Annotated in this window: 36 protein-coding genes, 1 tRNA gene and 2 pseudogenes; 27 read left to right on the forward strand and 12 right to left on the reverse strand. The window is 50.4% G+C overall.

Going from position 1 to position 26,075, the window contains the following annotated elements:
• Positions 1-180: 180 nt before the first annotated feature.
• A complete protein-coding gene (locus ABVN44_RS22340) occupies positions 181-1,320 on the forward strand; it encodes an RNA ligase RtcB family protein (protein ID WP_000528888.1) in 1,140 nt (379 codons plus the stop codon).
• Positions 1,317-1,931 (forward strand): peptide chain release factor H, encoded by a 615-nt coding sequence (gene prfH, locus ABVN44_RS22345; RefSeq protein ID WP_023231372.1) that lies wholly within the window; start codon positions 1,317-1,319, stop codon positions 1,929-1,931. The genes ABVN44_RS22340 and prfH overlap by 4 nt, the downstream gene beginning before the upstream one ends.
• 57 nt (positions 1,932-1,988) lie before the next feature.
• Here prfH and ABVN44_RS22350 read toward each other — a convergent pair whose 3' ends face one another.
• Entirely contained in the window at positions 1,989-2,534 is a 546-nt protein-coding gene (locus ABVN44_RS22350) for a hypothetical protein (protein ID WP_023231373.1), read from the reverse strand.
• Between the two features lie 71 nt (positions 2,535-2,605).
• Positions 2,606-4,063, reverse strand: coding sequence for a cytosol nonspecific dipeptidase (gene pepD / locus ABVN44_RS22355; protein WP_001292977.1), 1,458 nt, complete (start codon positions 4,061-4,063; stop codon positions 2,606-2,608).
• 248 nt (positions 4,064-4,311) lie between these two features.
• Between pepD and gpt the strand changes: the two genes are divergently transcribed.
• The 3 genes from gpt (at position 4,312) to crl (ending at position 6,562) form a co-directional block, all read left to right on the forward strand.
• Positions 4,312-4,770, forward strand: coding sequence for a xanthine phosphoribosyltransferase (gpt, locus tag ABVN44_RS22360; protein ID WP_001292018.1), 459 nt, complete (start codon positions 4,312-4,314; stop codon positions 4,768-4,770).
• Between the two features lie 88 nt (positions 4,771-4,858).
• Positions 4,859-6,103, forward strand: coding sequence for an esterase FrsA (gene frsA / locus ABVN44_RS22365; RefSeq protein ID WP_023231374.1), 1,245 nt, complete (start codon positions 4,859-4,861; stop codon positions 6,101-6,103).
• A gap of 57 nt (positions 6,104-6,160) precedes the next feature.
• Complete coding sequence (gene crl / locus ABVN44_RS22370; protein WP_000174693.1) at positions 6,161-6,562, forward strand: sigma factor-binding protein Crl; 402 nt, start codon at positions 6,161-6,163, stop codon at positions 6,560-6,562.
• A gap of 50 nt (positions 6,563-6,612) precedes the next feature.
• Here crl and phoE read toward each other — a convergent pair whose 3' ends face one another.
• Positions 6,613-7,665: a phosphoporin PhoE gene (phoE, locus tag ABVN44_RS22375; RefSeq protein ID WP_001043672.1), complete on the reverse strand. Its 1,053-nt coding sequence runs from the start codon at positions 7,663-7,665 to the stop codon at positions 6,613-6,615.
• Between the two features lie 282 nt (positions 7,666-7,947).
• Here phoE and proB point away from each other — a divergent pair, with 282 nt between their 5' ends.
• The 3 genes from proB to ABVN44_RS22390 all read left to right on the forward strand — a co-directional run bounded on the left by proB (position 7,948) and on the right by ABVN44_RS22390 (position 10,504).
• The gene (gene proB / locus ABVN44_RS22380; protein WP_001285275.1) at positions 7,948-9,051 is read left to right on the forward strand and encodes a glutamate 5-kinase; all 1,104 of its coding nucleotides are present in this window, start codon (positions 7,948-7,950) and stop codon (positions 9,049-9,051) included.
• Positions 9,052-9,062: 11 nt separating this feature from the next.
• The gene (gene proA / locus ABVN44_RS22385; protein WP_023231375.1) at positions 9,063-10,313 is read left to right on the forward strand and encodes a glutamate-5-semialdehyde dehydrogenase; all 1,251 of its coding nucleotides are present in this window, start codon (positions 9,063-9,065) and stop codon (positions 10,311-10,313) included.
• A gap of 115 nt (positions 10,314-10,428) precedes the next feature.
• A tRNA-Thr gene (locus ABVN44_RS22390) sits at positions 10,429-10,504 on the forward strand.
• A 14-nt stretch (positions 10,505-10,518) separates the two neighbouring features.
• Here ABVN44_RS22390 and ABVN44_RS22395 read toward each other — a convergent pair.
• From ABVN44_RS22395 to ABVN44_RS22430, 8 genes and pseudogenes are all read right to left on the reverse strand, one after another.
• Complete coding sequence (locus ABVN44_RS22395; RefSeq protein WP_001132557.1) at positions 10,519-11,637, reverse strand: tyrosine-type recombinase/integrase; 1,119 nt, start codon at positions 11,635-11,637, stop codon at positions 10,519-10,521.
• Positions 11,559-11,993 carry a helix-turn-helix domain-containing protein gene (locus ABVN44_RS22400; protein WP_077941726.1) on the reverse strand — a complete coding sequence of 145 codons (435 nt, stop codon included), beginning with the start codon at positions 11,991-11,993 and terminating at the stop codon, positions 11,559-11,561. The genes ABVN44_RS22395 and ABVN44_RS22400 overlap by 79 nt, the downstream gene beginning before the upstream one ends.
• On the reverse strand, positions 11,909-12,214 hold the full coding sequence (yfdT, locus tag ABVN44_RS22405) for a protein YfdT (RefSeq protein WP_000206732.1): 306 nt from the start codon (positions 12,212-12,214) through the stop codon (positions 11,909-11,911). The genes ABVN44_RS22400 and yfdT overlap by 85 nt, the downstream gene beginning before the upstream one ends.
• Entirely contained in the window at positions 12,214-12,576 is a 363-nt protein-coding gene (locus tag ABVN44_RS22410) for a phage protein (protein ID WP_001242749.1), read from the reverse strand. The genes yfdT and ABVN44_RS22410 overlap by 1 nt, the downstream gene beginning before the upstream one ends.
• Positions 12,567-13,103, reverse strand: a complete 537-nt coding sequence (gene yfdR / locus ABVN44_RS22415; protein WP_000008200.1) for a 5'-deoxynucleotidase — start codon at positions 13,101-13,103, stop codon at positions 12,567-12,569. Before yfdR ends, ABVN44_RS22410 begins: the two co-directional genes overlap by 10 nt.
• Before the next feature lie 127 nt (positions 13,104-13,230).
• Positions 13,231-14,055, reverse strand: a complete 825-nt coding sequence (locus ABVN44_RS22420) for a YfdQ family protein (RefSeq protein ID WP_000081309.1) — start codon at positions 14,053-14,055, stop codon at positions 13,231-13,233.
• A 65-nt stretch (positions 14,056-14,120) separates the two neighbouring features.
• The gene (gene yfdP / locus ABVN44_RS22425; protein WP_000135682.1) at positions 14,121-14,483 is read right to left on the reverse strand and encodes a protein YfdP; all 363 of its coding nucleotides are present in this window, start codon (positions 14,481-14,483) and stop codon (positions 14,121-14,123) included.
• 14 nt (positions 14,484-14,497) lie between these two features.
• A pseudogene (locus tag ABVN44_RS22430) lies at positions 14,498-14,808 on the reverse strand (hypothetical protein).
• A 113-nt stretch (positions 14,809-14,921) separates the two neighbouring features.
• On the opposite strand from ABVN44_RS22430, the gene ABVN44_RS22435 reads away from it, so the two are divergent.
• Positions 14,922-15,113, forward strand: a complete 192-nt coding sequence (locus ABVN44_RS22435; protein WP_000159356.1) for a hypothetical protein — start codon at positions 14,922-14,924, stop codon at positions 15,111-15,113.
• Positions 15,114-15,525: 412 nt separating this feature from the next.
• Here the strand turns inward: ABVN44_RS22435 and ABVN44_RS22440 are convergent, their stop codons facing one another.
• The gene (locus tag ABVN44_RS22440) at positions 15,526-16,200 is read right to left on the reverse strand and encodes a LexA family transcriptional regulator (RefSeq protein WP_000859462.1); all 675 of its coding nucleotides are present in this window, start codon (positions 16,198-16,200) and stop codon (positions 15,526-15,528) included.
• A gap of 90 nt (positions 16,201-16,290) precedes the next feature.
• Between ABVN44_RS22440 and ABVN44_RS22445 the strand changes: the two genes are divergently transcribed.
• The 18 genes and pseudogenes from ABVN44_RS22445 to ABVN44_RS22530 all read left to right on the forward strand — a co-directional run.
• A complete protein-coding gene (locus ABVN44_RS22445) occupies positions 16,291-16,491 on the forward strand; it encodes a YdaS family helix-turn-helix protein (protein ID WP_000649477.1) in 201 nt (66 codons plus the stop codon).
• Between the two features lie 43 nt (positions 16,492-16,534).
• Entirely contained in the window at positions 16,535-17,086 is a 552-nt protein-coding gene (gene ymfL, locus ABVN44_RS22450) for a protein YmfL (RefSeq protein WP_000515860.1), read from the forward strand.
• Between the two features lie 145 nt (positions 17,087-17,231).
• Complete coding sequence (locus ABVN44_RS22455) at positions 17,232-17,411, forward strand: DUF4222 domain-containing protein (protein ID WP_001341559.1); 180 nt, start codon at positions 17,232-17,234, stop codon at positions 17,409-17,411.
• Entirely contained in the window at positions 17,374-17,919 is a 546-nt protein-coding gene (locus ABVN44_RS22460) for an ash family protein (protein ID WP_001440428.1), read from the forward strand. The genes ABVN44_RS22455 and ABVN44_RS22460 overlap by 38 nt, the downstream gene beginning before the upstream one ends.
• Positions 17,912-18,148 (forward strand): hypothetical protein, encoded by a 237-nt coding sequence (locus ABVN44_RS22465; protein ID WP_000933941.1) that lies wholly within the window; start codon positions 17,912-17,914, stop codon positions 18,146-18,148. The genes ABVN44_RS22460 and ABVN44_RS22465 overlap by 8 nt, the downstream gene beginning before the upstream one ends.
• Positions 18,145-18,963, forward strand: a complete 819-nt coding sequence (locus tag ABVN44_RS22470; protein ID WP_001677149.1) for a helix-turn-helix domain-containing protein — start codon at positions 18,145-18,147, stop codon at positions 18,961-18,963. Before ABVN44_RS22465 ends, ABVN44_RS22470 begins: the two co-directional genes overlap by 4 nt.
• Entirely contained in the window at positions 18,960-19,454 is a 495-nt protein-coding gene (locus tag ABVN44_RS22475) for a PerC family transcriptional regulator (RefSeq protein WP_072129969.1), read from the forward strand. The genes ABVN44_RS22470 and ABVN44_RS22475 overlap by 4 nt, the downstream gene beginning before the upstream one ends.
• Positions 19,454-20,107 carry a phage N-6-adenine-methyltransferase gene (locus tag ABVN44_RS22480; protein WP_001343335.1) on the forward strand — a complete coding sequence of 218 codons (654 nt, stop codon included), beginning with the start codon at positions 19,454-19,456 and terminating at the stop codon, positions 20,105-20,107. The genes ABVN44_RS22475 and ABVN44_RS22480 overlap by 1 nt, the downstream gene beginning before the upstream one ends.
• A complete protein-coding gene (locus tag ABVN44_RS22485) occupies positions 20,104-20,430 on the forward strand; it encodes a LexA family transcriptional regulator (RefSeq protein ID WP_048348968.1) in 327 nt (108 codons plus the stop codon). The genes ABVN44_RS22480 and ABVN44_RS22485 overlap by 4 nt, the downstream gene beginning before the upstream one ends.
• Positions 20,427-20,816, forward strand: coding sequence for a RusA family crossover junction endodeoxyribonuclease (locus ABVN44_RS22490; protein ID WP_021512743.1), 390 nt, complete (start codon positions 20,427-20,429; stop codon positions 20,814-20,816). The genes ABVN44_RS22485 and ABVN44_RS22490 overlap by 4 nt, the downstream gene beginning before the upstream one ends.
• A 19-nt stretch (positions 20,817-20,835) precedes the next feature.
• Complete coding sequence (locus tag ABVN44_RS22495) at positions 20,836-21,645, forward strand: KilA-N domain-containing protein (RefSeq protein ID WP_023352899.1); 810 nt, start codon at positions 20,836-20,838, stop codon at positions 21,643-21,645.
• 7 nt (positions 21,646-21,652) lie between these two features.
• Positions 21,653-22,642 carry a DUF968 domain-containing protein gene (locus tag ABVN44_RS22500; RefSeq protein ID WP_001439745.1) on the forward strand — a complete coding sequence of 330 codons (990 nt, stop codon included), beginning with the start codon at positions 21,653-21,655 and terminating at the stop codon, positions 22,640-22,642.
• 13 nt (positions 22,643-22,655) lie between these two features.
• Positions 22,656-23,408 (forward strand): antitermination protein, encoded by a 753-nt coding sequence (locus ABVN44_RS22505; RefSeq protein ID WP_015967852.1) that lies wholly within the window; start codon positions 22,656-22,658, stop codon positions 23,406-23,408.
• Positions 23,409-23,537: 129 nt separating this feature from the next.
• Positions 23,538-23,852, forward strand: coding sequence for a hypothetical protein (locus ABVN44_RS22510; protein WP_093931636.1), 315 nt, complete (start codon positions 23,538-23,540; stop codon positions 23,850-23,852).
• 149 nt (positions 23,853-24,001) lie between these two features.
• Positions 24,002-25,054 carry a site-specific DNA-methyltransferase gene (locus ABVN44_RS22515; protein ID WP_048348970.1) on the forward strand — a complete coding sequence of 351 codons (1,053 nt, stop codon included), beginning with the start codon at positions 24,002-24,004 and terminating at the stop codon, positions 25,052-25,054.
• A gap of 76 nt (positions 25,055-25,130) precedes the next feature.
• Positions 25,131-25,466: a phage holin, lambda family gene (locus tag ABVN44_RS22520; protein WP_001120502.1), complete on the forward strand. Its 336-nt coding sequence runs from the start codon at positions 25,131-25,133 to the stop codon at positions 25,464-25,466.
• A 3-nt stretch (positions 25,467-25,469) separates the two neighbouring features.
• Positions 25,470-25,946 carry a glycoside hydrolase family 104 protein gene (locus ABVN44_RS22525; protein WP_016244989.1) on the forward strand — a complete coding sequence of 159 codons (477 nt, stop codon included), beginning with the start codon at positions 25,470-25,472 and terminating at the stop codon, positions 25,944-25,946.
• Positions 25,930-26,075: pseudogene (locus ABVN44_RS22530) on the forward strand (DUF2570 domain-containing protein); the annotation flags it as partial. The gene ABVN44_RS22525 and the pseudogene ABVN44_RS22530, both read left to right, overlap by 17 nt.

Genomic DNA, 26,075 nt, shown 5'->3' on the forward strand with positions numbered 1-26,075 from the left:
CATCTAAATTTCAGTATTACTATACCCACGTTTTCTCATTCTCAATAACTGCAAAGGAGGTTCATCATGACACTTTATTCTCTGAACGCACTTTGCAGACCTTTCCAGGATTAATTTTCTTTTATTGCCCTGGATTAGTCTGCCATTTCCTGATTTTTTAATTCATATATGGAATGGTATATGGGCAATTATATTCGTCCTTTATCAGATGTGGTATTTTCTATCGCATCGGATAACCTGTGGATCGAAGATTCCGCGATCCAACAATTATATACGACGGCTAAGTTAACCGGTATGAAACGCGTTATCGGGATGCCAGATCTGCATCCGGGGCGCGGCTATCCTATTGGCGCAGCCTTTTTCTCGCGTGGACGTTTTTATCCGGCGCTGGTCGGCAACGATATCGGCTGCGGCATGGCGTTATGGCAAACGGATATTTTAGGGCGTAAATATAACGCCGATAAACTGGAGAAGCGGCTGGCGTCGCTGCCTGACGTGGCGGATGCGCAGTGGCTGGAGGAGAATGTCCCTGCCGCAATGCAGCATCATTCGTGGCGCTCTGCGCTGGGCTCCATTGGCGGCGGCAATCATTTTGCCGAGCTGCAGCAGGTCGATCGCATCGTCGATGCTGATTCGTTCGCTTTGTCGGGGTTGCAAAAAGCGCAGTTATTACTGCTGGTACACAGTGGTTCACGCGGTCTGGGGCAAGCTATCCTGCGTCGTCATGTGGAGGCGTTTTCGCATAACGGTTTGCCGGAAGATAGCGACGATGCGCGCCGCTACCTTGCAGAACATGACGATGCGCTGGCATTTGCCCGCAGTAATCGCGCGCTGATTGCCCGCCGGATACTGCAACAGCTCAGGGCTGAGGGCGAACCGCGGCTGGATGTGGCGCATAACTTCGTTGAACCCTGTACTGTCGCGGGTGAGGCGGGGTGGCTGCATCGTAAAGGCGCTACGCCAGATGGGCAGGGACTGGTGATTATCCCCGGCTCGCGCGGCGATTATAGCTGGCTGGTGAAACCCGTCGTCAGCGAGGAGAGCCTCTTCTCCCTGGCGCACGGCGCGGGGCGCAAATGGATGCGTACCGAGTGTAAAGACCGGTTATCGGCAAAATTTACCCCGCGACAGCTCTGCCGTACCGGGATGGGTAGCCGGGTGATTTGCCGCGATCGCCAGCTCATTTATGAAGAAGCGCCGCAGGCGTATAAATCCATCGATAGCGTTGTGGATTGTCTGGCAGACGCCGGACTGATTACGCCAGTTGCCTGCCTGCGTCCGGTGCTGACGCTGAAAACCTCAGGGGAGAAAAGCGCATGATCTTACTACAACTTTCTTCTGCGCAGGGACCGGACGAGTGTTGTCTGGCGGTAAAAAAAGCGCTGGATTGTCTGACGAAAGAAGCCGCCAGAGAAAAGGTATCGCTGACGCGACTTGAAACAGAGCCGGGACGATTACCAGACACGCTGCGTTCCGCGCTGGTCTCGCTGGACGGCGAAAAAGCCATAGCTTTCAGTGAACGTTGGTGCGGCACGTTACTGTGGATTTGTACCAGCCCGTATCGTCCGCACCATGGGCGAAAAAACTGGTACGTCGGCATTGGGCGCTTTTCCGCCGACGAGCACATACAGTCTGATGAGATTCGTTTCGAGACTCTGCGCTCTTCCGGCCCGGGTGGGCAGCACGTTAATAAAACCGACTCGGCAGTGCGGGCCACGCACCTGGCGAGCGGGATTAGCGTGAAGGTTCAGTCGGAGCGCAGTCAACATGCGAATAAGCGTCTGGCCCGGCTGCTGATTGCCTGGCGGCTGGAACAGCAACGGCAAAATGAGTGTGCGGCATTGAAGTCTGAAAGGCGTCTGTTCCATCATCAGATTGAGCGCGGCAATCCGCTACGGATATTTAAAGGAATGGCGTTTACGCCACAATAATTCGGTGTTACCGGCGCTGTTATAGGGCTGTCTGGCTATTCGCGTGTAGCCGCAGCGCTATTTCAGCGCATCGCGGATAAAACGAAGCAGTTGTTGTTTTTGTTCACGTTCAACGGCGTTCAGCAACGCGAGAATACCTGTTGCGATGGCAAGAAAAATGGGGGGGAAACCGAGCAGGATAACAATGAGCGGCCAGTTTATTTCGGGTCCACTAACAATGTTGTCCAGCGGGAAAAATATCCCTCCGATAAAGCGTCCGACAAGGTTAGCGAGAGTGAGTATTTCCATTCCCAGCGCCAGAAGGAGTGCGATGGTAATAATCAGGGGACCAAACGTTGATGGCGATGTTTGACCTTCCAACGTTACGCCAACTGGCGTTTCATGCCAGCGCCCGTTAAATGACGCTGTGAGTTTCCGTCCATCGCAACGTCTGAAGTCATACCGCACCGTCACGCGCAACGGCTTTATCGTTCCATGCATCTGTTCATTTTTTTCGAGGGCATGTTCCAATTTTTGCTGAGCGTCCTCAAGCGTATAAGACGTTTGGCAGGAGAGTTTATCTGGCGATGGATACCAGATATCCCATATCGGTTTAAAATTCATATCATCTTCCTTGATATATAGCCTGTGATATATAGCCCGTCCAGAAATGGGACGGGCATTTTAGCGCTTTCTTACTTCGCAGGAATCGCTTTCAGCAATTCGGTCAGCAGAGTCCAGTAGTGGCCGACGCTTTCGATATGTACCTGCTCATCCGGAGAGTGAGGTCCGGTAATGGTAGGCCCAATAGAAACCATGTCCATATCCGGATAGGGTTTCTTAAACAGACCGCATTCCAGGCCGGCGTGGATAATCTGGATGTTCGGTGTCTTGTTGAACAGACGCTGATAGGTTTCCCGCACCAGGTGCATGACCGGCGAGTTCGCATCGGGCTGCCAGCCAGGATAGCTGCCTTTTGCTTCGGTTTTCGCGCCAGCCAGCTTGCCCAGCGAATCCAGCATACTCACCACATAATCTTTACCGCTGTCGATAAGAGAGCGAATCAGGCAGTGAATTTCGACATTCGCATCGGACATTGTGACCACGCCAACGTTCAGCGATGTTTCCACTACGCCTTTCGCCACGTCTGAATTGCGGATCACGCCGTTCGGCGTTGCGTTCAGCAGGCGCACAAAGGTATCGCGTGACGGCGCGGTCAATGCGGCTTTATCACTGGCAACCTCATTGAGTTGCAGCGTCAGGTTTTTCTCTTTTTCCGCCAGTTCGTTTTTCAGAATATCCTGGTAAGCGTTCACTAATGTTTTCAGCGCGCCTACGTTGTCTGCGGCAACGGCGAGGGTAGCGAACGCTTCGCGCGGAATCGCGTTACGCAGCGTGCCGCCGTTGAAATCGATCAGACGCAGATCCAGTTCTTCTGCGTGCCCGGCCAGAAAACGCGCCAGCAATTTGTTGGCATTGCCAAGACCGAGGTGAATTTCACCACCGGAGTGGCCGCCTTTCAGACCTTTCAGGGTTAGCTTAAAGCACGCAAATCCTGCGGGTACAGCTTCACGGGTCAACGGCAGATTAGAGGTAAAATCGATGCCGCCTGCGCAGCCCATATAGATCTCACCTTCTTCTTCAGAGTCGGTGTTGATCAGGATGTCGGCCTGCAACCAGCCGGACTGGAGGCCGAACGCGCCATCCATGCCCGCTTCTTCGGTCATGGTCAGCAGCACTTCCAGCGGGCCGTGGACGACATTATCATCAGCCAGTACCGCTAACGCAGAAGCCATTCCAATACCATTGTCGGCGCCGAGCGTAGTACCGCGCGCTTTAACCCATTCGCCATCAATATAAGGCTGGATAGGATCTGTAGTGAAGTCGTGAACGGTGTCGCTATTTTTTTGCGGCACCATATCCAGATGCGCCTGTAAAACGACCGGCTTGCGATTTTCCATACCTGCAGTGGCGGGCTTACGGATCAGAATATTACCGACCTGGTCGCGATCCACGTAAAGGCCTTTCTCTTTGGCCCAACTCACAATATGTTCCGCGAGTTGCTCTTCGTGATAGGACGGGTGAGGAATAGAACAGATTTTGGCAAAAATATCCCACAAAGGTTGTGGTGATAACTGAGACAGTTCAGACACGATAAGTCTCCTTGGCGGTGGTCTGAAAAACGTTCTTACAGGCCACAGGGTTAGCGGAATTGATAACTCTTACGAGATGCGACTGAGAATACCACTTTCTCCGCCTGCGGGTAGTATAAAGCATACAAAAAGAGGCGTGGATTCCGCTAAACACTGGTTTTTAGCGCGTCAGGTCTCTATAATCTCGCGCAACTATTTCCCCCTCGAACACTTTTTAAGCCGTAGATAAACAGGCTGGGACACTTCACATGAGCGAAAAATACGTCGTCACCTGGGACATGTTGCAGATTCACGCACGCAAACTGGCGAGCCGCCTCATGCCTTCAGAACAATGGAAAGGCATTATTGCCGTAAGTCGTGGCGGCCTTGTACCGGGCGCACTACTGGCGCGTGAATTGGGCATTCGTCATGTCGATACCGTATGCATCTCCAGCTACGATCACGATAACCAGCGCGAACTGAAAGTGCTGAAACGTGCAGAAGGCGACGGCGAAGGCTTTATCGTCATCGACGATCTGGTCGATACCGGCGGCACCGCCGTCGCGATTCGCGAAATGTACCCTAAAGCGCATTTCGTCACGATTTTCGCTAAACCGGCGGGCCGTCCGCTGGTTGATGATTATGTTATTGATATTCCTCAGAACACCTGGATTGAGCAGCCCTGGGATATGGGTGTGGTATTTGTACCGCCGATTTCAGGTCGTTAATCAGCAGCTTTTCAGAGCGCCCGGCAATGCCGGGCGCTGTTTTATTGGTTACAATAAGCCTCTATGAGTATCCAAGGAGGCTGCACGAATGACACAGGCTAACCTCAGCGAAACCCTGTTCAAACCCCGCTTTAAACATACTGAAACGTCTACCCTTGTCCGTCGGTTCAATCGTGGGTCGCAGCCGCCCATGCAATCCGCGCTGGACGGTAAGAACGTCCCGCACTGGTACCGCATGATAAACCGCCTGATGTGGATTTGGCGCGGCGTTGATCCACGAGAAATCCTTGATGTGCAGGCGCGCATTGTGATGAGCGACGCAGAGCGAACGGATGATGATTTATACGATACGGTCATCGGTTACCGCGGCGGCAACTGGATTTATGAGTGGGCAAAGCAGGCGATGGACTGGCAGCAGAAAGCCTGTCAGGAACAGGACGCCATGCGCAGCGGACGCTACTGGCTTCATGCCTCAACGCTCTATAACATTGCCGCCTACCCGCATTTGAAGGGCGATGAGCTGGCGGAGCAGGCGCAGGCGCTGGCGAATCGCGCCTATGAAGAGGCCGTGCAGCGGTTGCCAGGCTCGTTACGTGAAATGGAATTTGCCGTTCCTGGCGGTTCGCCTGTCACCGCGTTTTTACATATGCCGAAAGGGGACGGTCCGTTTCCGACGGTGCTCATGTGCGGCGGCCTGGACGCCATGCAAACCGACTATTACACCCTGTATGAACGCTATTTCGCGCCGCGCGGTATTGCGATGTTAACGCTTGATATGCCTTCGGTTGGATTTTCATCAAAGTGGAAATTAACCCAGGATTCCAGCTTGCTCCATCAGCATGTGTTAAAAGCGCTTCCTAATGTCCCCTGGGTGGATCATACCCGTGTTGCGGCGTTTGGTTTCCGTTTTGGCGCCAACGTTGCGGTGCGTCTGGCCTATCTGGAAGCGCCGCGTTTGAAAGCGGTGGCTTGCCTGGGGCCGGTGGTCCATGCGCTACTTAGCGATCCGCAACGACAGAGCACGGTGCCGGAGATGTATCTGGATGTGCTGGCCAGCCGTCTGGGTATGCATGATGCTTCGGATGAGGCGCTGCGTGTGGAGCTCAATCGCTATTCGTTGAAAGTACAGGGGCTACTGGGCAGACGTTGTCCTACGCCAATGCTTTCCGGCTTCTGGAAAAACGATCCTTTCAGCCCGGAAGAAGAGTCTCGCTTAATTACAACATCATCTTCAGACGGTAAGCTGATAGAGATCCCTTTTAACCCGGTGTACCGCAATTTTGACCGCGCGCTGCAAGAAATTACCGACTGGATTAATCATAGATTGTGTTAATAGATTGATAAATTCTATTGATTTGGTAAAACAGTTGCTTCATTAAAGGAGATCGCAATGACGTTACCGAGTGGACACCCGAAAAGTAGATTGATCAAGAAATTTACCGCGCTTGGCCCCTATATCCGGGAAGGGCAGTGCGAAGACAATCGTTTTTTTTTCGATTGCCTGGCAGTTTGCGTCAACGTGAAGCCCGCGCCAGAGAAGCGTGAATTTTGGGGCTGGTGGATGGAGCTGGAAGCACAAGAGAAACGCTTCACTTATCGTTATCAGTTTGGTTTGTTTGATAAAGAGGGCAACTGGACCGCAGTGCCGATTAACGAAACCGAAGTGGTGGAGCGACTGGAATACACGCTACGCGAGTTTCATGAAAAGCTACGCGACCTGCTGATTTCTATGGAGCTGGCGCTGGAGCCGTCTGACGATTTCAACGACGAGCCGGTAAAACTGTCGGCATAACCCTGCTGTCATGCCTGATGGCGTAGCGCCATCAGGCACAATGCGACTTATCAGAACTGGTAGGTCAACCCTATTGCCACAATATCATCGTCATTAATGCCTAACGTGTTATCGCTATCAAGCTGATTGATTTTGTAATCTACAAACGCGGACATATTTTTGTTGAAGTAATAGGTTGCGCCAACGTCAATGTAATTCACCAAATCCTCACTGCCGACGCCCTCAATATCTTTGCCTTTTGACAGCACATAGCCTAATGACGGACGCAGACCAAAATCAAACTGATACTGGATAACTGCTTCGAAGTTTTGGGTTTTATTGGCAAATCCGCCGGAAACTGGCGTCATGTTGCGGGTTTCTGAATAGAAGGTCGCAATATAAATATCATTCGCGTCATACTTTACACCCGTAGCCCAGGCTTCGGCTTTATCGCCCGTACCGCGGCGCTGCAGATTTTGCTCCCTGGTGCGATCGGAGAGAGTATAAGCGCCGCTGACGGCAAAATCGCTGCCGCCGAAATCGTAGCTCACGGATGTGCCGAAGCCGTCGCCGTTTTGCTTTTTCACATCGCGATTTTCGTTTTTCCCCTGATACTGTAAGGTAAGATCCAGTCCATCAACGATGCCGAAGAAATCGGTATTGCGGTAAGTCGCCAGCCCGCTGGCGCGTTTAGTCATAAAATTATCGGTCTGGGCGGAAGAGTCGCCGCCGAATTCGGGAAACATATCCGTCCAGGCCTCAACATCGTACAGCGCGCCCAGGTTACGTCCATAGTCAAAAGAACCGATATCTTTTAATTTCAGGCCAGCAAAGGCCAGGCGGGTTTTTTGCTGGGACGAATCACTTTCGGCTTTATTACCGGCAAACTCAGCTTCCCAGCGCCCGTAGCCGGTCAATTGATCGTTAATTTGCGTTTCGCCTTTAAAACCAAAACGAACGTAGCTTTGATCGCCATCTTTGCTGTCATAATCGCTCATATAGTGCATGGCTTTAACTTTTCCATACACATCAAGCTTATTACCGTTTTTATTGTAAACCTCGGCGGCGTGAACAGATGCTGATGCGATGATACTCACCACTATTGCCAGAGTGCTCTTATTCATTTCCATTCCTGTTTTAATTACGCGCTATGATTTGTCGGGAAACCCGGTAAAAAACAGGAAGGTTTTTAACGTTCGGTAATGAAAGATTTATGACAAAGTGAGAATTTTTTTAAAAAAATATGTTTAATTGTTGCGGTAATAAAATGGTCAAATTCCGCCGCTACGCTTGCTGATCCTGCGCAACAAAATTTCACGCTACGCGTACAGGTTGTTGGCAACCGGAGCCAGTCCTGCTAAAACGTTCATTTGGTCTTTATTTCTTATTTTGAACGGCAGAGAATCATGAGTGACAGCCAGACGCTGGTCGTAAAACTCGGCACCAGCGTGCTAACAGGCGGATCGCGCCGCCTGAACCGTGCCCATATCGTAGAACTTGTCCGCCAGTGCGCGCAGCTACACGCCGCGGGACATCGTATTGTTATTGTTACCTCTGGCGCGATTGCCGCCGGACGTGAACATCTCGGCTACCCGGAACTGCCGGCAACGATCGCCTCTAAACAGCTTCTGGCGGCGGTAGGGCAAAGCCGTCTGATTCAACTGTGGGAGCAGTTGTTTTCAATTTACGGTATCCATATCGGGCAGATGCTGTTGACGCGTGCGGATATGGAAGACAGAGAGCGCTTTCTGAACGCCCGCGATACGCTGCGTGCATTACTGGATAACCATATTGTGCCGGTTATCAATGAAAATGATGCCGTTGCGACAGCGGAAATTAAAGTGGGCGATAACGATAACCTCTCCGCGCTGGCGGCGATCCTGGCAGGCGCGGATAAACTGCTGCTGCTGACCGATCAGCAAGGATTATTTACCGCCGATCCGCGTAGCAATCCGCAGGCGGAGCTTATCAAAGATGTGTATGGCGTTGACGATGCGCTGCGCTCTATCGCGGGAGACAGCGTTTCCGGGCTGGGAACCGGTGGTATGAGCACTAAGCTTCAGGCGGCAGACGTGGCCTGTCGCGCGGGTATTGATACGATTATTGCCTCAGGTAGTAAACCGGGCGTGATCGGCGATGTGATGGAGGGGATTTCCGTCGGTACCCGTTTTCATGCACAAGCCTCGCCGCTGGAGAACCGCAAACGTTGGATCTTCGGCGCGCCGCCGGCAGGCGAAATTACGGTTGATGAAGGCGCAACCGCGGCAATGCTGGAACGTGGCAGTTCACTTCTGCCAAAAGGCATCAAAAGCGTGACGGGCAATTTCTCGCGGGGGGAGGTCATCAGAATTTGTAACCTGCAAGGGCGTGATATCGCTCATGGCGTCAGCCGTTATAACAGTGATGCTCTGCGGCGGATAGCCGGTCACCACTCTCAACAAATCGATGCGATTCTGGGCTATGAATATGGCCCGGTCGCTGTTCATCGTGATGACATGATTACTCGATAAGGAACAGGCATATGCTGGAACAAATGGGCATTGCTGCTAAAGCGGCGTCGTATAAGCTGGCGCTGCTCTCCAGCGGCGAAAAAAATCGCGTGCTGGAAAAAATAGCCGATGAACTGGAAGCGCAAATGGAAAGTATCCTCAGCGCGAACGTACAAGATGTTGAGCAGGCGCGAGCCAATGGCCTGAGCGAAGCGATGCTGGACCGCCTGGCGCTGACCCCTGCGCGTCTGAAAGCGATTGCTGACGATGTGCGCCAGGTCTGTAATCTCGCCGACCCGGTCGGGCAGGTGATCGACGGCGGTCTGCTGGACAGCGGGCTACGTCTGGAGCGCCGCCGCGTGCCGTTGGGCGTGGTTGGCGTTATCTATGAGGCACGTCCGAACGTTACCGTTGATGTGGCTTCTTTGTGTCTGAAAACCGGTAATGCGGTGATTCTACGCGGTGGGAAGGAGACGTATCGCACGAATGCCGCAACCGTTCGTGTCATTCAGAAGGCGCTGAAAGCTTGCGGTTTACCGGAGGCGGCGGTTCAGGCGATTGATAATCCGGATCGTTCGCTGGTCAATGAAATGCTGCGTATGGATAAGTACATCGATATGCTGATCCCGCGCGGCGGCGCAGGCTTGCATAAACTGTGTCGCGAGCAATCCACCATTCCGGTGATTACTGGCGGGATTGGCGTGTGCCATATTTTTGTTGATAGCAGCGCAGACATCGCCCCGGCGCTGAAGATTATTGTCAACGCCAAAACCCAGCGCCCGAGCACCTGTAACACGGTGGAAACCTTGCTGGTGCATCAGGACATCGCAGAACGCTTTTTGCCTGCGCTGAACAAGCAGATGGCGGAGAGCGGCGTAACGTTGCATGGGGATGAAACCGTCATGCAGGCACTGCATGGCCCTGCCAAACTGGTGCCGCTGAAACCGGAAGAGCTGGATAACGAGTTTCTGTCTCTGGATCTGAACGTTGTGGTGGTCGAAAATATGGATGGCGCTATCGGCCACATTCGCGAACATGGCACTCAGCACTCCGATGCGATTTTGACGTGTGATATGCATAATGCTGCGCGTTTCGTGAACGAAGTGGATTCCGCTGCGGTTTATGTCAACGCCTCTACCCGTTTTACCGACGGCGGGCAGTTTGGGCTTGGCGCAGAAGTGGCGGTCAGCACGCAGAAATTACATGCCCGCGGTCCGATGGGGCTTGAAGCGCTTACCACCTATAAGTGGATCGGCTTTGGCGATGGTACGATTCGTGCGTAATTAATGACGAGCGGTGCAAAAATAGCCGGTTGAGTAGCAAGGCTATTGACGCACCGCCCGGTTAGTTTTAACCTTCTACCCCGTGATTCACCCGCGTGAACACACCCTTCTCAGGGCCGATATAGCTCAGTTGGTAGAGCAGCGCATTCGTAATGCGAAGGTCGTAGGTTCGACTCCTATTATCGGCACCATTAAAATCAATAAGTTACACATCATTAGTACCTTCCTTATTTTTTGACTGGGACAAATTTGGGACCGATGGGTTCAGGATCGAGTCTATTTGCCGTGCGTGTTCGGTAAGGTGATTAGGTGCAAGGTGAGCATATCGACGAACCATTTCGATAGACTCCCAGCCTCCCATTTCCTGTAACACTGACAACGGGACTCCGGCTTGAACCAGCCAACTTGCCCAGGTGTGTCTCAAGTCGTGAAATCTGAAATCATCAATACCAGCCCGTCTCAGCGCCGCTTTCCAGGCTGTGTTTGCGTCATACCGCATCTTCCTTACTGTTGGCGCTTTCGTTCCGTCTGGTTTGGTACAGCTTTCCTTGTACACAAATACCCAACGGTGATGATTCCCGATTTGTTTTTTCAATACGCGACATGCAGTATCATTCAGCGCAACGCCAATTGCGCGGTTTGATTTACTCTCTTCCGGGTTTATCCATGCCACCCGGCGCTGCATATCTATTTGTTGCCATTCAAGGTTGATGATGTTCGAGCGTCTTAAGCCTGTTGCCAGTGCAAATTCAACAACAGACTTTAATGGCTCCGGACATTCATCAATCAGCCTTTGTGCTTCATGGGGCTCCAGCCAGCGGATCCGTTTATTCTTTGGTTGAGGCACTTTAATAATTGGTGCCTTATCCAGCATTTTCCATTCACGCTCTGCGGCTCTTAGTAGGGCCTTTATAAATGAAAGATGCGTAGCCTTCGTTGCAACGGACGCTGGTTTTGGCGTGTATTCTGGAACAGGTTTCCCTTTTTTTCTGCATGCTTCTGCCCTGAGTTTCCAGTTTTCCTCATGACGCCGGTTCGTCATTTTTTGCATTGCTGAATAAATTTTTGATTCAGTAATGTCTCTTAGTTGCATTCCTGCGAAATGTTGAAGCCAGAATCCGATCCGGCTTTTGTCATCGTCCAGTGATTTTTTATGTGCTTTCTCTTCAAGCCACCTGACACACGCTTCCTCGAACGTTATATCAGGTATTTCACCAAGTTTGCTGACCCGCCATGCTTCAGCCTTTAGCTTGTCATGGAGTTCTGTCGCCTGCCTTTTGTCCTTTGTTCCAAGAGACTGTTTAAATCTTTTACCGTTCGGCAATGTGAAACTGGCGTACCATATTTCACCTCTGCGGAAGAGTGACATTTTCTTTCCTCTGTTATGCCATCACCCGCGCTCACCTGGACAGTATGCAGCGGAGACTGAAGAGCCGCAATGCAGGCTTGTCGTGTTGTGAGGTAAGGAGATTTATTCTTAGTGGGATCTTTGCGTGTTGCCTGAAGACGCCCTGTGCGTATCCAGTTAATGGCAGTCGGTCTGGATATCTTGAGAAAATGACAGGCCTCATCGAGTGTGAGGCTGTATGGCTCCATTATTTCACCTCTTGCTGTGACATTGTTGAGAAATGGATACCAGCTCGTTGCTGCCAGACGATCCAACCGAGAGTCATATCCCATGCCATGTATTCGTTATCGCCGTTTTTTGCTCTCCGACGATCTACTAAGTCACCAAAACGCTTTTCCATGAATAATTCATAAGCTTCGCGTTCATCTGGTTCTACTTCCAGAGATAGGAGTGCGATTTCATAAGCACGGCGCTCAATATCGTCTCGCACGTCAAGGCTGCTGATACGCTCTTTAATTTCTTTAATCAGTTCTTTGTCGGTAAAAGTGGTCATTATGCTCCAGCCTCCGGTGCTTTTGGCATTACTGCCCAGTGAGTGATATTGACGTTTTCAAGGTCCCCGACCTGAAATGTCCACTGCCATTCTCCGGTTTCTTTTTGTCCCCAGGTGTACCAGAGAGAACGCCAGCCAATTAGCCAGCCTTCTCCGTTAGCATCGAATAACAAAACACTTTCATTTGCTGGTGGCAGTTCAGTTGACACTGGTATTACTTTGTTTTCCTGTGCTGCACATTTAGCTTCAAGCGCATCGAATTTACGCACCAGGTATTCAGCATCTGTTTCATTTACTTTCAGATCTCGCGGTACACATCTCCCACGAAGAAACCCTTCCATTTCGAAAACATTCATGCGCATTTGCGTAACTCCGATAACTCGTTAAAGCGTTCCATAAACATCCCGTAGGCATGGCCCGGTGCCAGTGGAATCACGTTGAACATCTCTGTTGCCGGGATACCTTCCAGTACAGGCCAGAAAGAGCCATCATCAAGCCCGAGATCGCGGCGTTCGGTTGCCAGCATGATGAGATCGGCATATTTCACGGGCGTACTCATAACTGGGGGTAACCCGTATTTCTCACGGATTACGGCGTCTATTTTTTCTTCCATTTGTTTATAGTCAGGAAGAAGGCGTTTCAGTGGTGCGGGAATGTCCTGGCAATACGCTTCTGTTGCATCATGCATTAACGCTTCAAAAGCAAATTCCTGCGGCACCAACTGGCTGCAAAGAACCGCATGTTGGGCGACGCTGTAGAAGTGCGAAAGATGACCGGCAAAGCGACAGATATTTGAAAGGGAAACCGCGATATCGTTAATATCGATGTCGTCTTTATTTATCCTGTCATAATAAAAATGCTTCCCGGAAAAAGTTTTAATAAATGACATTTTGTTCTCCACGTATATGCGCTGCACCGCGCTGAATTCTGGTAAAAAGAATCCCTCACCATCCGGCGATTATTGAGTAAATTACGTTTCCATAAATGCCCCCGCAGGGGCATTTGCAGTAATGAAATCAGGCGGTGAAAGTACCAATAAAGGTTTCTACTTTGCTGTCCTTGAATTTCTCAACAAGCAGATCACGAAATTCGTTAGCCATTTCTTCCTGCACCGCCTCCAGCTGAATAATGCGCAGAACCAGTACAGGACGATCGCCAGTGATAATACTGAGGCGTAATTTAAACGGACGTTCTTTCAGACCTTCAAACGGAACGCATTTAAATTCAAATGCCACTGGCATAATGTCTTTGGTCTTCGCTTCGACAGACTCCATCAGGGAGCGTTTGCCGCTGAAGTCATTATCTTCAAAATCAGCGGTCTGGTTTGCTTCAATCGTGATTTTACGGACAGCCGCAGCCGCTTTTGTTGCCTGAATAGCGTCACCATTAGCATCAAAGCCCACAAGATAGTCGGCCCAGTCTTCAATCCATTCTGCCAGTGACTTCTGGGAGTTACGCTCGCCGTTAACAGACAACAGAGCAGAGAACGGTGCTGTCTTTTTCAGTTTGAGTGTGGCGGTGTTATCTGCGTGACCTGGTTCATCAATAGTACCCAGGTTAAGCACACTGACGGCACGCATATTATCAGCATCGATAAAGCAGCGGGTGCCTTCATCTGCAAGATCTTTAGAATAACGGGTAAAGTCATCGATGCTGGTAGTGGAAAGCGCACCACGGAAACGGAAGCGATTTAAATTAAATTTTTCCAGATCATGAATGCGAAAATTCTCAGGCAATGCCACAGCATCGGCACCAATCTTACTGATAATTTCATTAACACCCTGAGCAGAAATAAGGGCATGGATTTGATTAATTGCGGTTGCGTCTAAGTTCTGAGACATAATAAGTCCTCACTATATAAAGATATTCAGTGATGAGATAAATAATCAGTTAATTAAAAACGATATTAACGACCTGCTGCGCGGAGTTTTCCGTCAGGTTCACCGGCAAGAGTCAGTAACTGTCCCTGGTCTTCCTGCAGAATAGTCAGGCGACCACCGCGATTGACATACATCGGCGTTTCGGTGGTGTCTTCTTCGGAAATTTTCCCGCGGTTAGTCGGGCGAACATATGAGAGTTTGTGTTTGATTTTCACACGGTTCTCATCAAATGGTTCGATTTCCAGGTTGAGTGAGACCTTACCTTTGGTTTTCGTGTTCATCACACCGGAAGCGACTTCACTGAGAACTGCGCCGATTTTGGTTTCAAATACGCCGCCGTCCAGCTCCCCGATAAATGCCTGCACATCAGTACTGCGTTCGCTAGCCATTTTGCTGCTCCTCATCATATCGACCCTGCAAGGTCGGTTGGTTTCTCCACAAAACAGAGAAGAACACCTGCGGTGACTGCCGCCCGGATGGATTGGGTTATGAGCCCGTCGTCCGGTGATGTTCTTCTCTGTTTTGTAAAAAGAGCGATACCAGCCGGAAGCAAGTGTACAAACTGGTACCGCGAGGACTACACACAGCATAAAGTTGTGGTGCCGGGTGCCTCCCGGTGCCTGGCGAAGGTTGCACACCAGGCGGGTGGGTATCCACAGAAGGTCGACTGTCAGCCTCAACCTTAACCCGCGTGCGCTGAGCCGCATTCACCACAACGCTAAGGATTCTCTCTGGTTGAAAATACTTAGCTGTTATGTGCCTGTCTTTTCACCACTTCAGGCTCGGTGGTATCTTGGTGTTTTCATATAGCCAAGAAGGAAATAGTTATGACCAAAGAAGAAAAAATTCTTTATTTATTCCAACTATCGGTTAAGACACACACTGCATATCAGACTGCTGCCATGACATCAGATAAAAATTACAGTACGTCAGAAAACCCGATAGACGACATAAGCAAGCTTTACGATAAGTTCGAAGCACTACTCGATAAAAAGTTTGCTGAGGCTGGGCTTGAGTGATTGTTGAATAATCGACAAAACCCAACTTAAATTTTCGTCAGTGGGCTCGATGCCATGTGCGGTGAGCTCACTTTTCAAAACTCCAAGCAATTCAGAGCTGATTTTCAATATATCTGCTTGATTTCTAACTATTCCCAATTTTTCCTCCCTTGGTCTACGCGCGGTCATGTTTTACGCCCAAACGACTTCACAGTTATTGTTTAAAATCTGGACTTTCATTTCATACACCTGCTTTAACATGAGTGCCTAGTGGCACAACATGACTCAACGAATCATCCTGGACTTCATATGCCCCAGGCGGCTACTTCGTGGGCGTCCTGCCTGTTCGTTGTTTCGCTTGGGTACATTATGTATCTCAAAGGTACATTGTCAAGTATAAAAAAACCTGCCGAAGCAGGTTCATAAACATTGATTAGGCTTTGATTTTGTATCTTCTTGGTTTTCCTGAGAAAATCACTGTACCAATTATAGAGCAATTACCGTTGATCTTAATGTAAGGCTCAGGCCAGTTTGGGTTTAACGCTTTGAGATAACGCTGTGTCCCATCTTCTATCAACCTTTTGAAGGTGGTTTCACCTGTATCGTGCATCAATGCAATAACGTCGTCACCGTGGCAGGCAGGGACTTCAGGATCTACAAAAATCATGTCTCCTGGGCGGTACTCATCAATCATTGAATCACCTATCACCCGCAAGATATAAGTCATTTCCCCACAGGGTACAGGGCAGGGATACGTTTCTGCTGTGCTCAAATCAACCTCAGAATATCCAACTTCTTTCCATGCTCCGGCCTGTACCCATGATATGACAGGGACTAATGTGATTTGTTTATTAGTGATTGAAACATCAGGTTTTTTTGTGATGTTCGTTGTCTGGTGTTCTTGATCGAGCCATCCGACAGGCAGGTCGAAACATTTTTCGATGTGCCGTGCCATGCTGTCACCGATATTTTTAGTAGCACCATCTCCCATAAACCTGCTGGTCTGGGTTGGCTCGCGATCAATCATGGTGGCAAAGGAAGAATTCCCGCCAACACCATCTCTCAGTTTTCTGGCGTTAGACCGCCGGATGTCATGGACTGTTTTCATAAAGAAATTAAAACCTTTGTACCGATAAGGTACAAGTATCTTGAAGGTTCATACTAATCATGTAATATGTATATCGGAGGTACATATTGTATGAAAGCGTATTGGGACTCTTTAACCAAAGAACAGCAGGGCGAGTTGGCCGGAAAAGTTGGCTCAACACCAGGCTACTTACGGCTGGTTTTCAATGGTTATAAAAAAGCCAGTTTTGTGCTGGCTAAAAAACTTGAGCAATGCACGTCAGGTGCAATTACGAAATCTGACTTAAGACCGGATATCTATCCGAAAGATTAACAGAACATCTTCAATTTTTAACCACAGAACGATGAGGCTAACCGTGGGTAAGCATCACTGGAAAGTAGAAAAACAGCCTGAGTGGTACGTGAAAGCTGTCAGAAAAACTATCGCGGCGTTGCCGGGGGGTTACGCTGAAGCTGCTGAGTGGCTGGATGTAACAGAGAACGCTTTATTCAACCGCCTTCGTGCAGATGGCGATCAGATTTTCCCGCTGGGATGGGCAATGATTTTACAGCGCGCGGCTGGCACTCACTACATTGCGGATGCTGTCGCACAGTCTGCTGGTGGGGTGTTTGTATCGCTTCCTGAAATTGAGGAAGTAGAGAACGCCGATATAAACCAGCGCCTGCTGGAAGTCATCGAACAGATCGGGAGTTACTCAAAGCAGATTCGTTCGGCAATCGAAGATGGGGTAGTGGAGCCACACGAGCAGACAGCAATTAATGATGAGTTGTATCTGTCAATTTCGAAGCTCCAGGAGCATGCAGCACTGGTCTACAAAATCTTTTGCGCTCCAGAAAAGAGTGACGCCCGCGAGTGTGCAGCTCCGGGCGTCGTGGCGTTTTGTGTCTGTGGAGAAACTAACGCATGAACAGTTTAACGGCAAATAACCGTTTGTCGCAACAGCTGGTGGTCAGCGTCGCTGAACACCTGTTGTTACGGCATGAATGCAGATTACCAAATCACCTGGCTGTAAGTAACCACAGAGAACTTTACCTGACTGTGGGGGGCGAGTTGTGCAGGAACTTAACCGCTGGTTTCGTGACGGAAGAGGGCTTTATGTCCATGTTATTCGTTGGGAGCCAGAAACACAGCGCGTTATCTATCTTCGCAAAGACTACCCGCATGAGTGCTTTAGTCCTTTGTGGAAATTCAGGCGTGATTTTGTTGAGTGTGAAGGACCACCAGCACATTGATTCTGCCATTCCGGGACGTTACACTGTTCAGGCACCTTATAAAGCGGGTGTCGGGATTGGCGTCCTGGAATTGCATACGGCGACAATTGGCGCGTTAGCGTCTTTTTTGTTGCTACAACTCAGCTATACCCAAATTATGGTGGGCTGGGTGGGGGCACCGAAAGGTGCGCCGGTTTCCGTATGCGCCGGTTACGCCAACCCTGCTCAGTTCACCACCAGCGAAATTGGCGTTTCCGGTGGTGGAAGTTATCCATTGCATACGGAGGCTGCCATCATGGCTACTGTCCCAGCCCTCTCTCGTCTGAATGATGAAGACTTACATAAACTCAGTTATGTAACAACTGCACTACGTGCTCTGCGCAAGGTAACTCTTTCGGATCCGCAGGCGCATCAAGTTCTGGTAGAAACCCTTCTTAACTTGCAGGCTGAACGTATTCGTCTGGCGGATAAGGCTAATTTTCATATTCACCGTCTCCTGAATATCAGCGGAGGGCATCGTCATGCTTAATCCGTTGATCCTCAATATTTGCCGTTTGCTTCAGCGTAAAAAAACATCAATTCCTACAGTTGGGCAGTGGTACACCACGCCTGCAGGGCATGTTCTACGTGTTAGCCTGGTTGACCGTGAATGTCAGAAGGTGATTTGTGAACCGCTGGGCCGTAATTACCGCATCAGTATGCCGCTTATAGCCTTTTGCTCCGGAAAAAACATGAAGCATCTCGGAGGTGCAGCATGAGTATGGAGCTGATGGTTAAAGCGATGAAAATTCGAGTGGGTAATCCATTGCGAAAACTGGTTCTGATCAAGCTGGCTGATAATGCCAGCGATCAGGGTGAGTGCTGGCCCAGCTACCAGCATATTGCTGACCAGTGCGAGATTAGCAAACGTTCTGTGATGAATCATATTGCGGCCCTTTGTGAGTCCGGGCTGGTAAAAAAAGTCACCCGGAAAGGTGAAAAAGGTAACTCAAGTAATATCTATCTCCTTCATCTGGATGGTGCAGGAGATTCACTAGGGGGTAGTGCAAATAATTCACTATCTGGTGCAGCAAATTCACTAGGTAGTGCAGGAGTTGCACCAGGGGGTAGTGCAGGAGATTCACCCAGAACCAGTCACTCTTTTGAACCAGTCAAAGAACCAGTCAATGAACCAATAGCTGTTGGTGCATCAGTTGATGAGTCCGTGCGAGTTCGTTCAAACCGACCGGAATACTCTCCGGAGTTTGAGCAGGCATGGCTGGCATATCCCAAACGTGCTGGTGGCAATTCAAAATCTGCAGCCTTCAAAGCCTGGAAAGCCCGTTTGAATGAGGGAGTAAACCCCGAAACCATGCTGGAAGGTGTGAAACGCTACGCGGGCTGGGTATCTGCGATGGGTAACAGCGGCACACAATTTGTGAAACAGGCTGTCACGTTCTTTGGTCCGGATCGTCATTTCGAAGAATCCTGGGAAGTTCCTGCGGTATCTGCAGCCAGACGTGAGGACCCGTACTTCAAAGCCAGTTACGACAACGTGGACTACAGCCAGATCCCGGCAGGATTCAGGGGGTGATCATGAGTCTTTTGAATGAAGTTCAGAAATTCATTGAAGCCCATCCGGGGTGTACTTCCGGAGACATTGCGGATGCTTTTGCAGGTTACTCACGGCAGCGCGTTCTGCAGTCAGCAAGCAAGTTACGTCAGAGTGGGCGTGTGGCTCACCGTTGTGAAGGAGATACACGCAGACATTTCCCACGCCTGACTGAGAGAGCGCAGGAGCCGGAACCACAACCAGTTCGTGAAACCAAACCTGTGCGCAATTTCTATGTCGGCACTAACGATCCCCGGGTGATTTTGTGCCTGACCCGCCAGGCTGAAGAGCTGGAGTCCAGGGGGTTATACCGTCGTGCTGCAACGGTGTGGATGGCGGCATTCCGAGAAAGCCACTCCCAGCCAGAACGAAACAATTTTCTGGCGCGTCGTGAGCAGTGCTTACGGAAAAGCAGCAAGCGAGCTGTATCGGGTGATGAGTGGTATCTGTCAGGGAATTACGTGGGGGCTTAATGAGTAATAAATATTGCCAGGAGCTGGTGGAACTGCGGAACAAACCAGCCCATGAACTGAAGGAAGTGGGTGATCAGTGGCGCACGCCGGACAACATTTTCTGGGGAATTAACACCCTGTTTGGCCCGTTTGTTCTGGATCTGTTCACTGACGGTGATAACGCCAAATGTGCCGCGTATTACACGGCGGAAGACAACGCGCTGGCGCATGACTGGTCAGAACGCCTTGCGGAGCTTAAAGGTGCTGCCTTTGGTAATCCTCCATACAGCCGCGCCAGTCAGCATGAAGGGCAATACATCACCGGCATGCGTTACATCATGAAACATGCCAGTGCCATGCGTGATAAGGGCGGGCGCTATGTTTTCCTGATCAAAGCTGCCACCAGCGAAGTGTGGTGGCCGGAAGATGCGGACCATATTGCTTTTATTCGCGGGCGTATTGGTTTTGAACTGCCTGCCTGGTTTATCCCGAAGGACGAGAAGCAGGTGCCGACAGGAGCTTTTTTCGCTGGTGCTATTGCTGTTTTTGACAAGACCTGGAAGGGACCGGCAATCAGCTACATCGGGCGCGATGAACTTGAGGCATGTGGTGAGGCGTTTCTGGCGCAGGTTCGCCAGCAGGCGGAAAAACTGGTCAGGGAGATGGCGGCATGACGACGTTAACTCAATGCCAGCAGCAGGTGCTGGATATGCTGATTTCTTACCAGAAAGAACGTGGCTTCCCGCCAACCAATCAGGAGGTGGCAACCATGCTGGGATACCGTTCAGTGAATGCAGCGGTGGAGCATCTTCGCGCACTGGAGAAAAAAGGCGTCATCACGATAAAGCGTGGCGTGGCCCGGGGGATCACGCTTCATACCGCGGTGAAGGACGACGACAGCGAGGCGGTCGGTATCATCCGCGCACTGCTTTCCGGTGAGGAGAACGCCAGGTTGCGTGCAGCCCACTGGTTACATGAGAGAGGCCTGAAAGTATGAAGCTAATCCTGCCTTTCCCGCCCAGCGTGAACACGTACTGGCGACACCCCAACAAAGGGGCATTTTCTGGTAAGAGCCTGATAAGCGCGGCGGGGCGCAAATTCCAGAGCGCGGCGTGTGCAGCAATAGTTGAGCAGTTACGTCGTCTGCCGAAACCAACGTCGGCACCTGCTTCAGTGGAGATCGTGTTATTTCCTCCGGATAACCGGATCCGCGATCTGGACAACTATAACAAGGCGCTGTTTGACGCCCTGACCCACGCGGGGGTGTGGGAAGACGACAGTCAGGTGAAAAGAATGCTGGTGGAGTGGGGACCGGTTATCCCGGAAGGGAAGGTCGAGATCACTATCAGTAAGTACGAGAAAACGGCGGGTGCAGCCGCCTGATCAAGAGGAGAAACGAAGTATGAATAATCTGATGGTCATTGATGGTATTGAAGTTCGTCGTGATGCTTATGGGCGTTACAGCCTGAACGATCTGCATCGCGCAGCAGTAGCATCTGGTGCAAATGCCAGAACCAAGGAGCCAGGAAAGTTTCTTTCCAGCCAACAGACTGTTGAGCTTGTTCATGAATTGACCAACACCCAGAATTTGGGTGTTGACCCGGTGAGTGTGATTCATGGGGGAAATGAACGGGGAACGTATGTCTGCAAGGAACTGGTGTATGCCTATGCAATGTGGATCAGCCCGTCATTCCATCTGAAGGTGATCCGTACTTTCGATATGGTAACCAGCGCACCGGAAAAATTATCCGGACAGGCTGCTGACAAGATGCAGGCTGGTGTGATTCTGCTGGACTTTATGCGTCGGGAGTTAAACCTGTCTAACTCTTCAGTGCTTGGTGCCTGTCAGAAACTCCAGGAGGCTGTTGGCTTACCGAATCTGGCACCGCGCTATGCCATTGATGCTCCTGCTGATGCACACGATGGCTCAAGTCGCCCGACACTGTCACTGAGTGCACTGCTGAAACAGTATGGTATCCGCCTGACGGCTAATCAGGCATATCACCAGATGGTGAAGCTGGGGATCGTCGAGCAGCGCGAACGATACAGCCGTACCGGGATTAACAACATCAAAAAATTCTGGTCGCTGACGGCGAAAGGCTGCATGTTCGGCAAGAACATCACCAGTCCCGCAAATCCGCGCGAGACGCAGCCGCATTTCTTCGAATCCCGATTCCCTGAGCTGTTAAAGCTGCTCGATACCGTTCATTGAGGTGACCGTGAGAGCACTACTGACCCCTGAAATTGCCCCGCGTATGGGGATCGTATTGTTCAGGCCAGGTTCAGAGCTGATGCCCCTGTTTATGCAGGGGCGTGTCCTGCTGGAGCCTGAGCCAGAACGTTATTCATCTTTCGCCAGTGGTGCCGTTCCGGCGGCATCACAACCGCTGGCGGATGATCCTGCCGTTCGGGCCGTGTTCCGCAATGAGGCAGTGATCCGTCGTGCTGGTGGCGTGGAATGTCTTGAAAGCTGGTTACTTCGTGAAAAAGGCTGCCAGTGGCCTCATTCCGACTGGCACAGCGAGAACATGACCACAATGCGACACGCTCCGGGCGCAATCCGTCTGTGCTGGCACTGCGATAACCAGCTGCGCGATCAGTTCACGGAACGGCTGGAATCAATGGCAACGGATAACTGTGCCCGCTGGGTGTTGTCTGTAGTCCGTCGGGATCTCGGTTTTGATGATAACCATGCCGTGACAATGCCGGAACTGTGCTGGTGGCTGATTCGTAATGACCTTGCGGATGCCTTACCTGAAAGCGCAGCCCGTAAGGCGCTGAGATTACCGAAACCTGTTGTGCCGTCTGTCACCCGGGAAAGTGACCTTGTGCCTTCGGTTCCTGCCACCAGCATCATCCAGGATAAAGCGAAAAAGGTGCTGGCGCTGAAAGTGGATCCGGAGTCGCCGGAGTCTTTTATGTTACGCCCAAAACGCCGCCGCTGGGTTAATGAAAAGTACACGCGCTGGGTTAAGACACAGCCGTGTGCATGTTGTGGAAAGCCTGCTGATGATCCCCACCACCTGATAGGCCACGGTCAGGGTGGAATGGGTACAAAAGCGCATGACCTCTTTGTGTTGCCTTTGTGCAGAAAGCATCACGACGAGCTGCATGCGGATACCGTGGCATTTGAAGAAAAGTATGGCTCTCAGCTGGAGCTGATATTTCGTTTTATCGATCGTGCGCTGGCAATTGGCGTATTGGCGTAAGTGGAGAACGAGCATGAACCTTGAAGCCTTACCAAAATATTACTCCCCAAAATCTCCAAAATTGAGCGATGACGCACCGGCGACAGGCTCAGGTGGTTTAACGATTACGGATGTGATGGCTGCGCAGGGGATGGTGCAGTCGAAAGCACCGCTTGGGTTTGCCTTATTCCTGGCAAAAGTTGGTGTTCAGGATCCTCAATTTGCGATTGAAGGTCTGCTCAATTACGCGATGGCACTGGATAACCCGACATTGAACAAATTGAGTGAAGAAACCCGGTTACAGATCATCCCTTACCTTGTGAATTTTGCCTTTGCTGATTATTCCAGGTCTGCGGCAAGTAAGGCTCGCTGTGAGCATTGTGCTGGTACTGGATTTCATAATGTATTGCGCGAAGTGGTGAAACACTCCAGAAGCGGGGAATCTGTTATCAAGGAAGAGTGGGTGAAGGAACTATGTCAGCATTGTCATGGTAAGGGAGAAGTCAGCACAGCGTGCAGAGGGTGTAAGGGTAAAGGTATTGTCCTGGATGAAAAAAGGACCCGGCTTCATGGCACACCTGTTTATAAGATTTGTGGGCGTTGCAATGGAAACCGGTTTAGCCGTTTACCAACCACACTAGCGCGGCATCATGTCCAGAAGCTGGTACCAGACCTGACAGATTATCAGTGGTACAAAGGATATGCAGATGTCATTGATAAACTGGTTACAAAGTGCTGGCAGGAAGAAGCATATGCTGAGGCGCAATTAAGAAAAGTGACGAGATAAATGATTTTCGCCGAAGATGGCGACATAATGCTTGCATTTTTCAAAAAATATGGATAAGATTTTTCCAACGATGGGCTTTGTATGTCTACCGTTGATAAGATTTAAGAACCCGCCGCTGAGCGGGTTTTTTTGTGCCTTGATGTTGGCAGTACGGTAAACACGCTGGTGGTCGTGAATACTGACTTTTTATCTTGCTGGCTTTTTAGACAAGAGTTATTGGTATGTCATGTTAACCAGAAGGAAAAAGGCATGCTAAAACAGCAAGATATGACAGAAACGGCGAAAGTTGTTTTTAATGAATTAAGCATCGAACCGGCAACAGTCGGGGAGATTGCACAAAACACATATCTTTCACGCGAACGCTGTCAGTTAATACTGACCCAGTTGGTTATGGCGGGGCTGGCAGATTACCAGTTCGGCTGTTACAGACGCCTTCAGCAATGAAGGACTTTTAATTTGTGAAAATGGGCGGCTGGTGGGTGTTGGTAGCACCTGCCAGCCATTCGCTCATGCTTACTGGTCACAAGCGAACCACGGCCCACTGCTTTAGCGCAAAAGCAGAGTGAGCCTACCAGAGTTACGCTTACTGATCCATGAAAAATACTGTAAAAATAAACAGTGTTGATTTAATCAACGCTGATTGCCTGCATTTTATTCAGTCCCTGCCTGATGATTCCATTGACCTGATTGTTACCGATCCGCCGTACTTCAAGGTGAAACCCAACGGTTGGGACAATCAGTGGAAAGGGGACGAAGATTACCTTAAGTGGCTGGATCACTGTCTGGCCCAGTTCTGGCGGGTGTTGAAACCTGCCGGAAGCCTTTACCTGTTCTGTGGACATCGCCTGGCATCTGATATTGAGATCATGATGCGTGAACGTTTCAACGTGCTTAACCATATCATCTGGGCGAAGCCGTCCGGACGTTGGAATGGGTGTAATAAAGAAAGTCTGCGTGCATATTTTCCTGCCACAGAGCGCGTTCTGTTTGCTGAACATTACCATGGGCCATATCGTGGCAAAAGTGACGGCTATGCGGCAAAAGAAAGGGAACTCAAACAGCACATAATGGCACCGCTGATATCGTATTTCAGGAATGCTCGTGCCGAACTGGGTATAACGGCAAAACAAATTGCCGAAGCCACAGGTAAGAAAAATATGGTTTCCCACTGGTTTGGTGCCAGTCAGTGGCAGTTGCCGAATGAGGCTGACTACCGGAAGTTACAGGCACTGTTTTCCCGTATAGCGGCAGAGAAGTTTCAGGAACAGCAACTGGAACAACCACACCACCAGCTGGTGGCATCTTATGATTCACTGAATCGCAAATATTCTGAATTGCTGGATGAGTTTAAATCACTCCGGCGCTATTTCTCCGTATCAGTCTCCGTGCCTTATACCGATGTCTGGACGCATAAGCCCGTTCAGTTCTATCCGGGTAAACATCCGTGCGAGAAACCGACGGATATGCTCCGGCAAATAATCAATGCCAGTAGTCGACCTGGTGATCTGGTTGCTGATTTCTTTATGGGATCCGGTTCCACAATAAAAGCAGCAATGGCGCTGGGGCGTCGGGCGTTAGGTGTTGAACTTGAGTCAGAGCGGTTTAATCAGACGGTGAAAGAGGTAAGTGAACTGGTGGGGAAATAATTCTGGTGGCCACGTTGCGTGGCCTTTTTATTTCCAACACAGCACCCGCAAATATCGCGAGGTGAGAGATGACGAAATGCCTCATAACCCAAATACCTGGCCGGACTGGCTGGAGTTGTTTCAGAGCTGGTGGCGTGGAGACACACCGCTGGGTGCAGTGATTATGTCGATCGTTATGGCTGGTTTGCGCATCGCCTATTTTGGCGGTGGTGGTGGCTGGAAGCGAAAAACGCTCGAGATTTTGCTCTGTGGCGCTCTGACGCTGACCTTTGCATCCGCTCTTGAATATGTCGGATGGCCTAAATCGCTTTCTGTTGCCATTGGTGGTGGCGTGGGGCTGATCGGTGTCGATGCTATTCGTGGGGCTGCAATGCGAGTAATCGGTAACAAATTTGGTAGCTCGAAGGAGTAATTTATGCAGGCACTAAATTCCCAGCGTAAAGCTTTCCTGGATATGGTGGCATGGTCAGAAGGAACGGATAACGGGCGACAACCGACACGTAACCACGGTTATGATGTTATTGTTGGTGGCGAACTGTTCACTGATTACTCCGATCACCCTCGCAAACTTGTCACGCTAAACCCAAAACTCAAATCAACAGCCGCCGGACGTTACCAGCTTCTTTCCCGTTGGTGGGATGCCTATCGTAAGCAGCTTGGCCTGAAAGACTTCTCTCCGAAAAGCCAGGACGCTGTGGCATTGCAGCAGATTAAGGAGCGTGGCGCTTTACCGATGATTGATCGCGGTGATATCCGTCAGGCTATCGATCGTTGCAGCAATATCTGGGCGTCGTTACCTGGTGCAGGTTATGGTCAGTATGAACATAAAATCAGTGATCTGATTTCCCGGTTTAAAGAGGCTGGTGGGGTGGTAAATGAAGTTGAGCTATAAGCTGGTTATCGCTGCATTCTTCTTTACTGTCATCGGTTCTTTCATCTGGTCTGCCAACCACTACTACAGCAAATATCAGCACGAAAAGAAACGTGCTGATGAGGCTGTACAAAATGCCAAATCGGCAAC

The organism is Salmonella sp. SJTUF15570, assembly GCF_043357055.1.
GTDB classification, from domain to species: domain Bacteria; phylum Pseudomonadota; class Gammaproteobacteria; order Enterobacterales; family Enterobacteriaceae; genus Salmonella; species Salmonella enterica.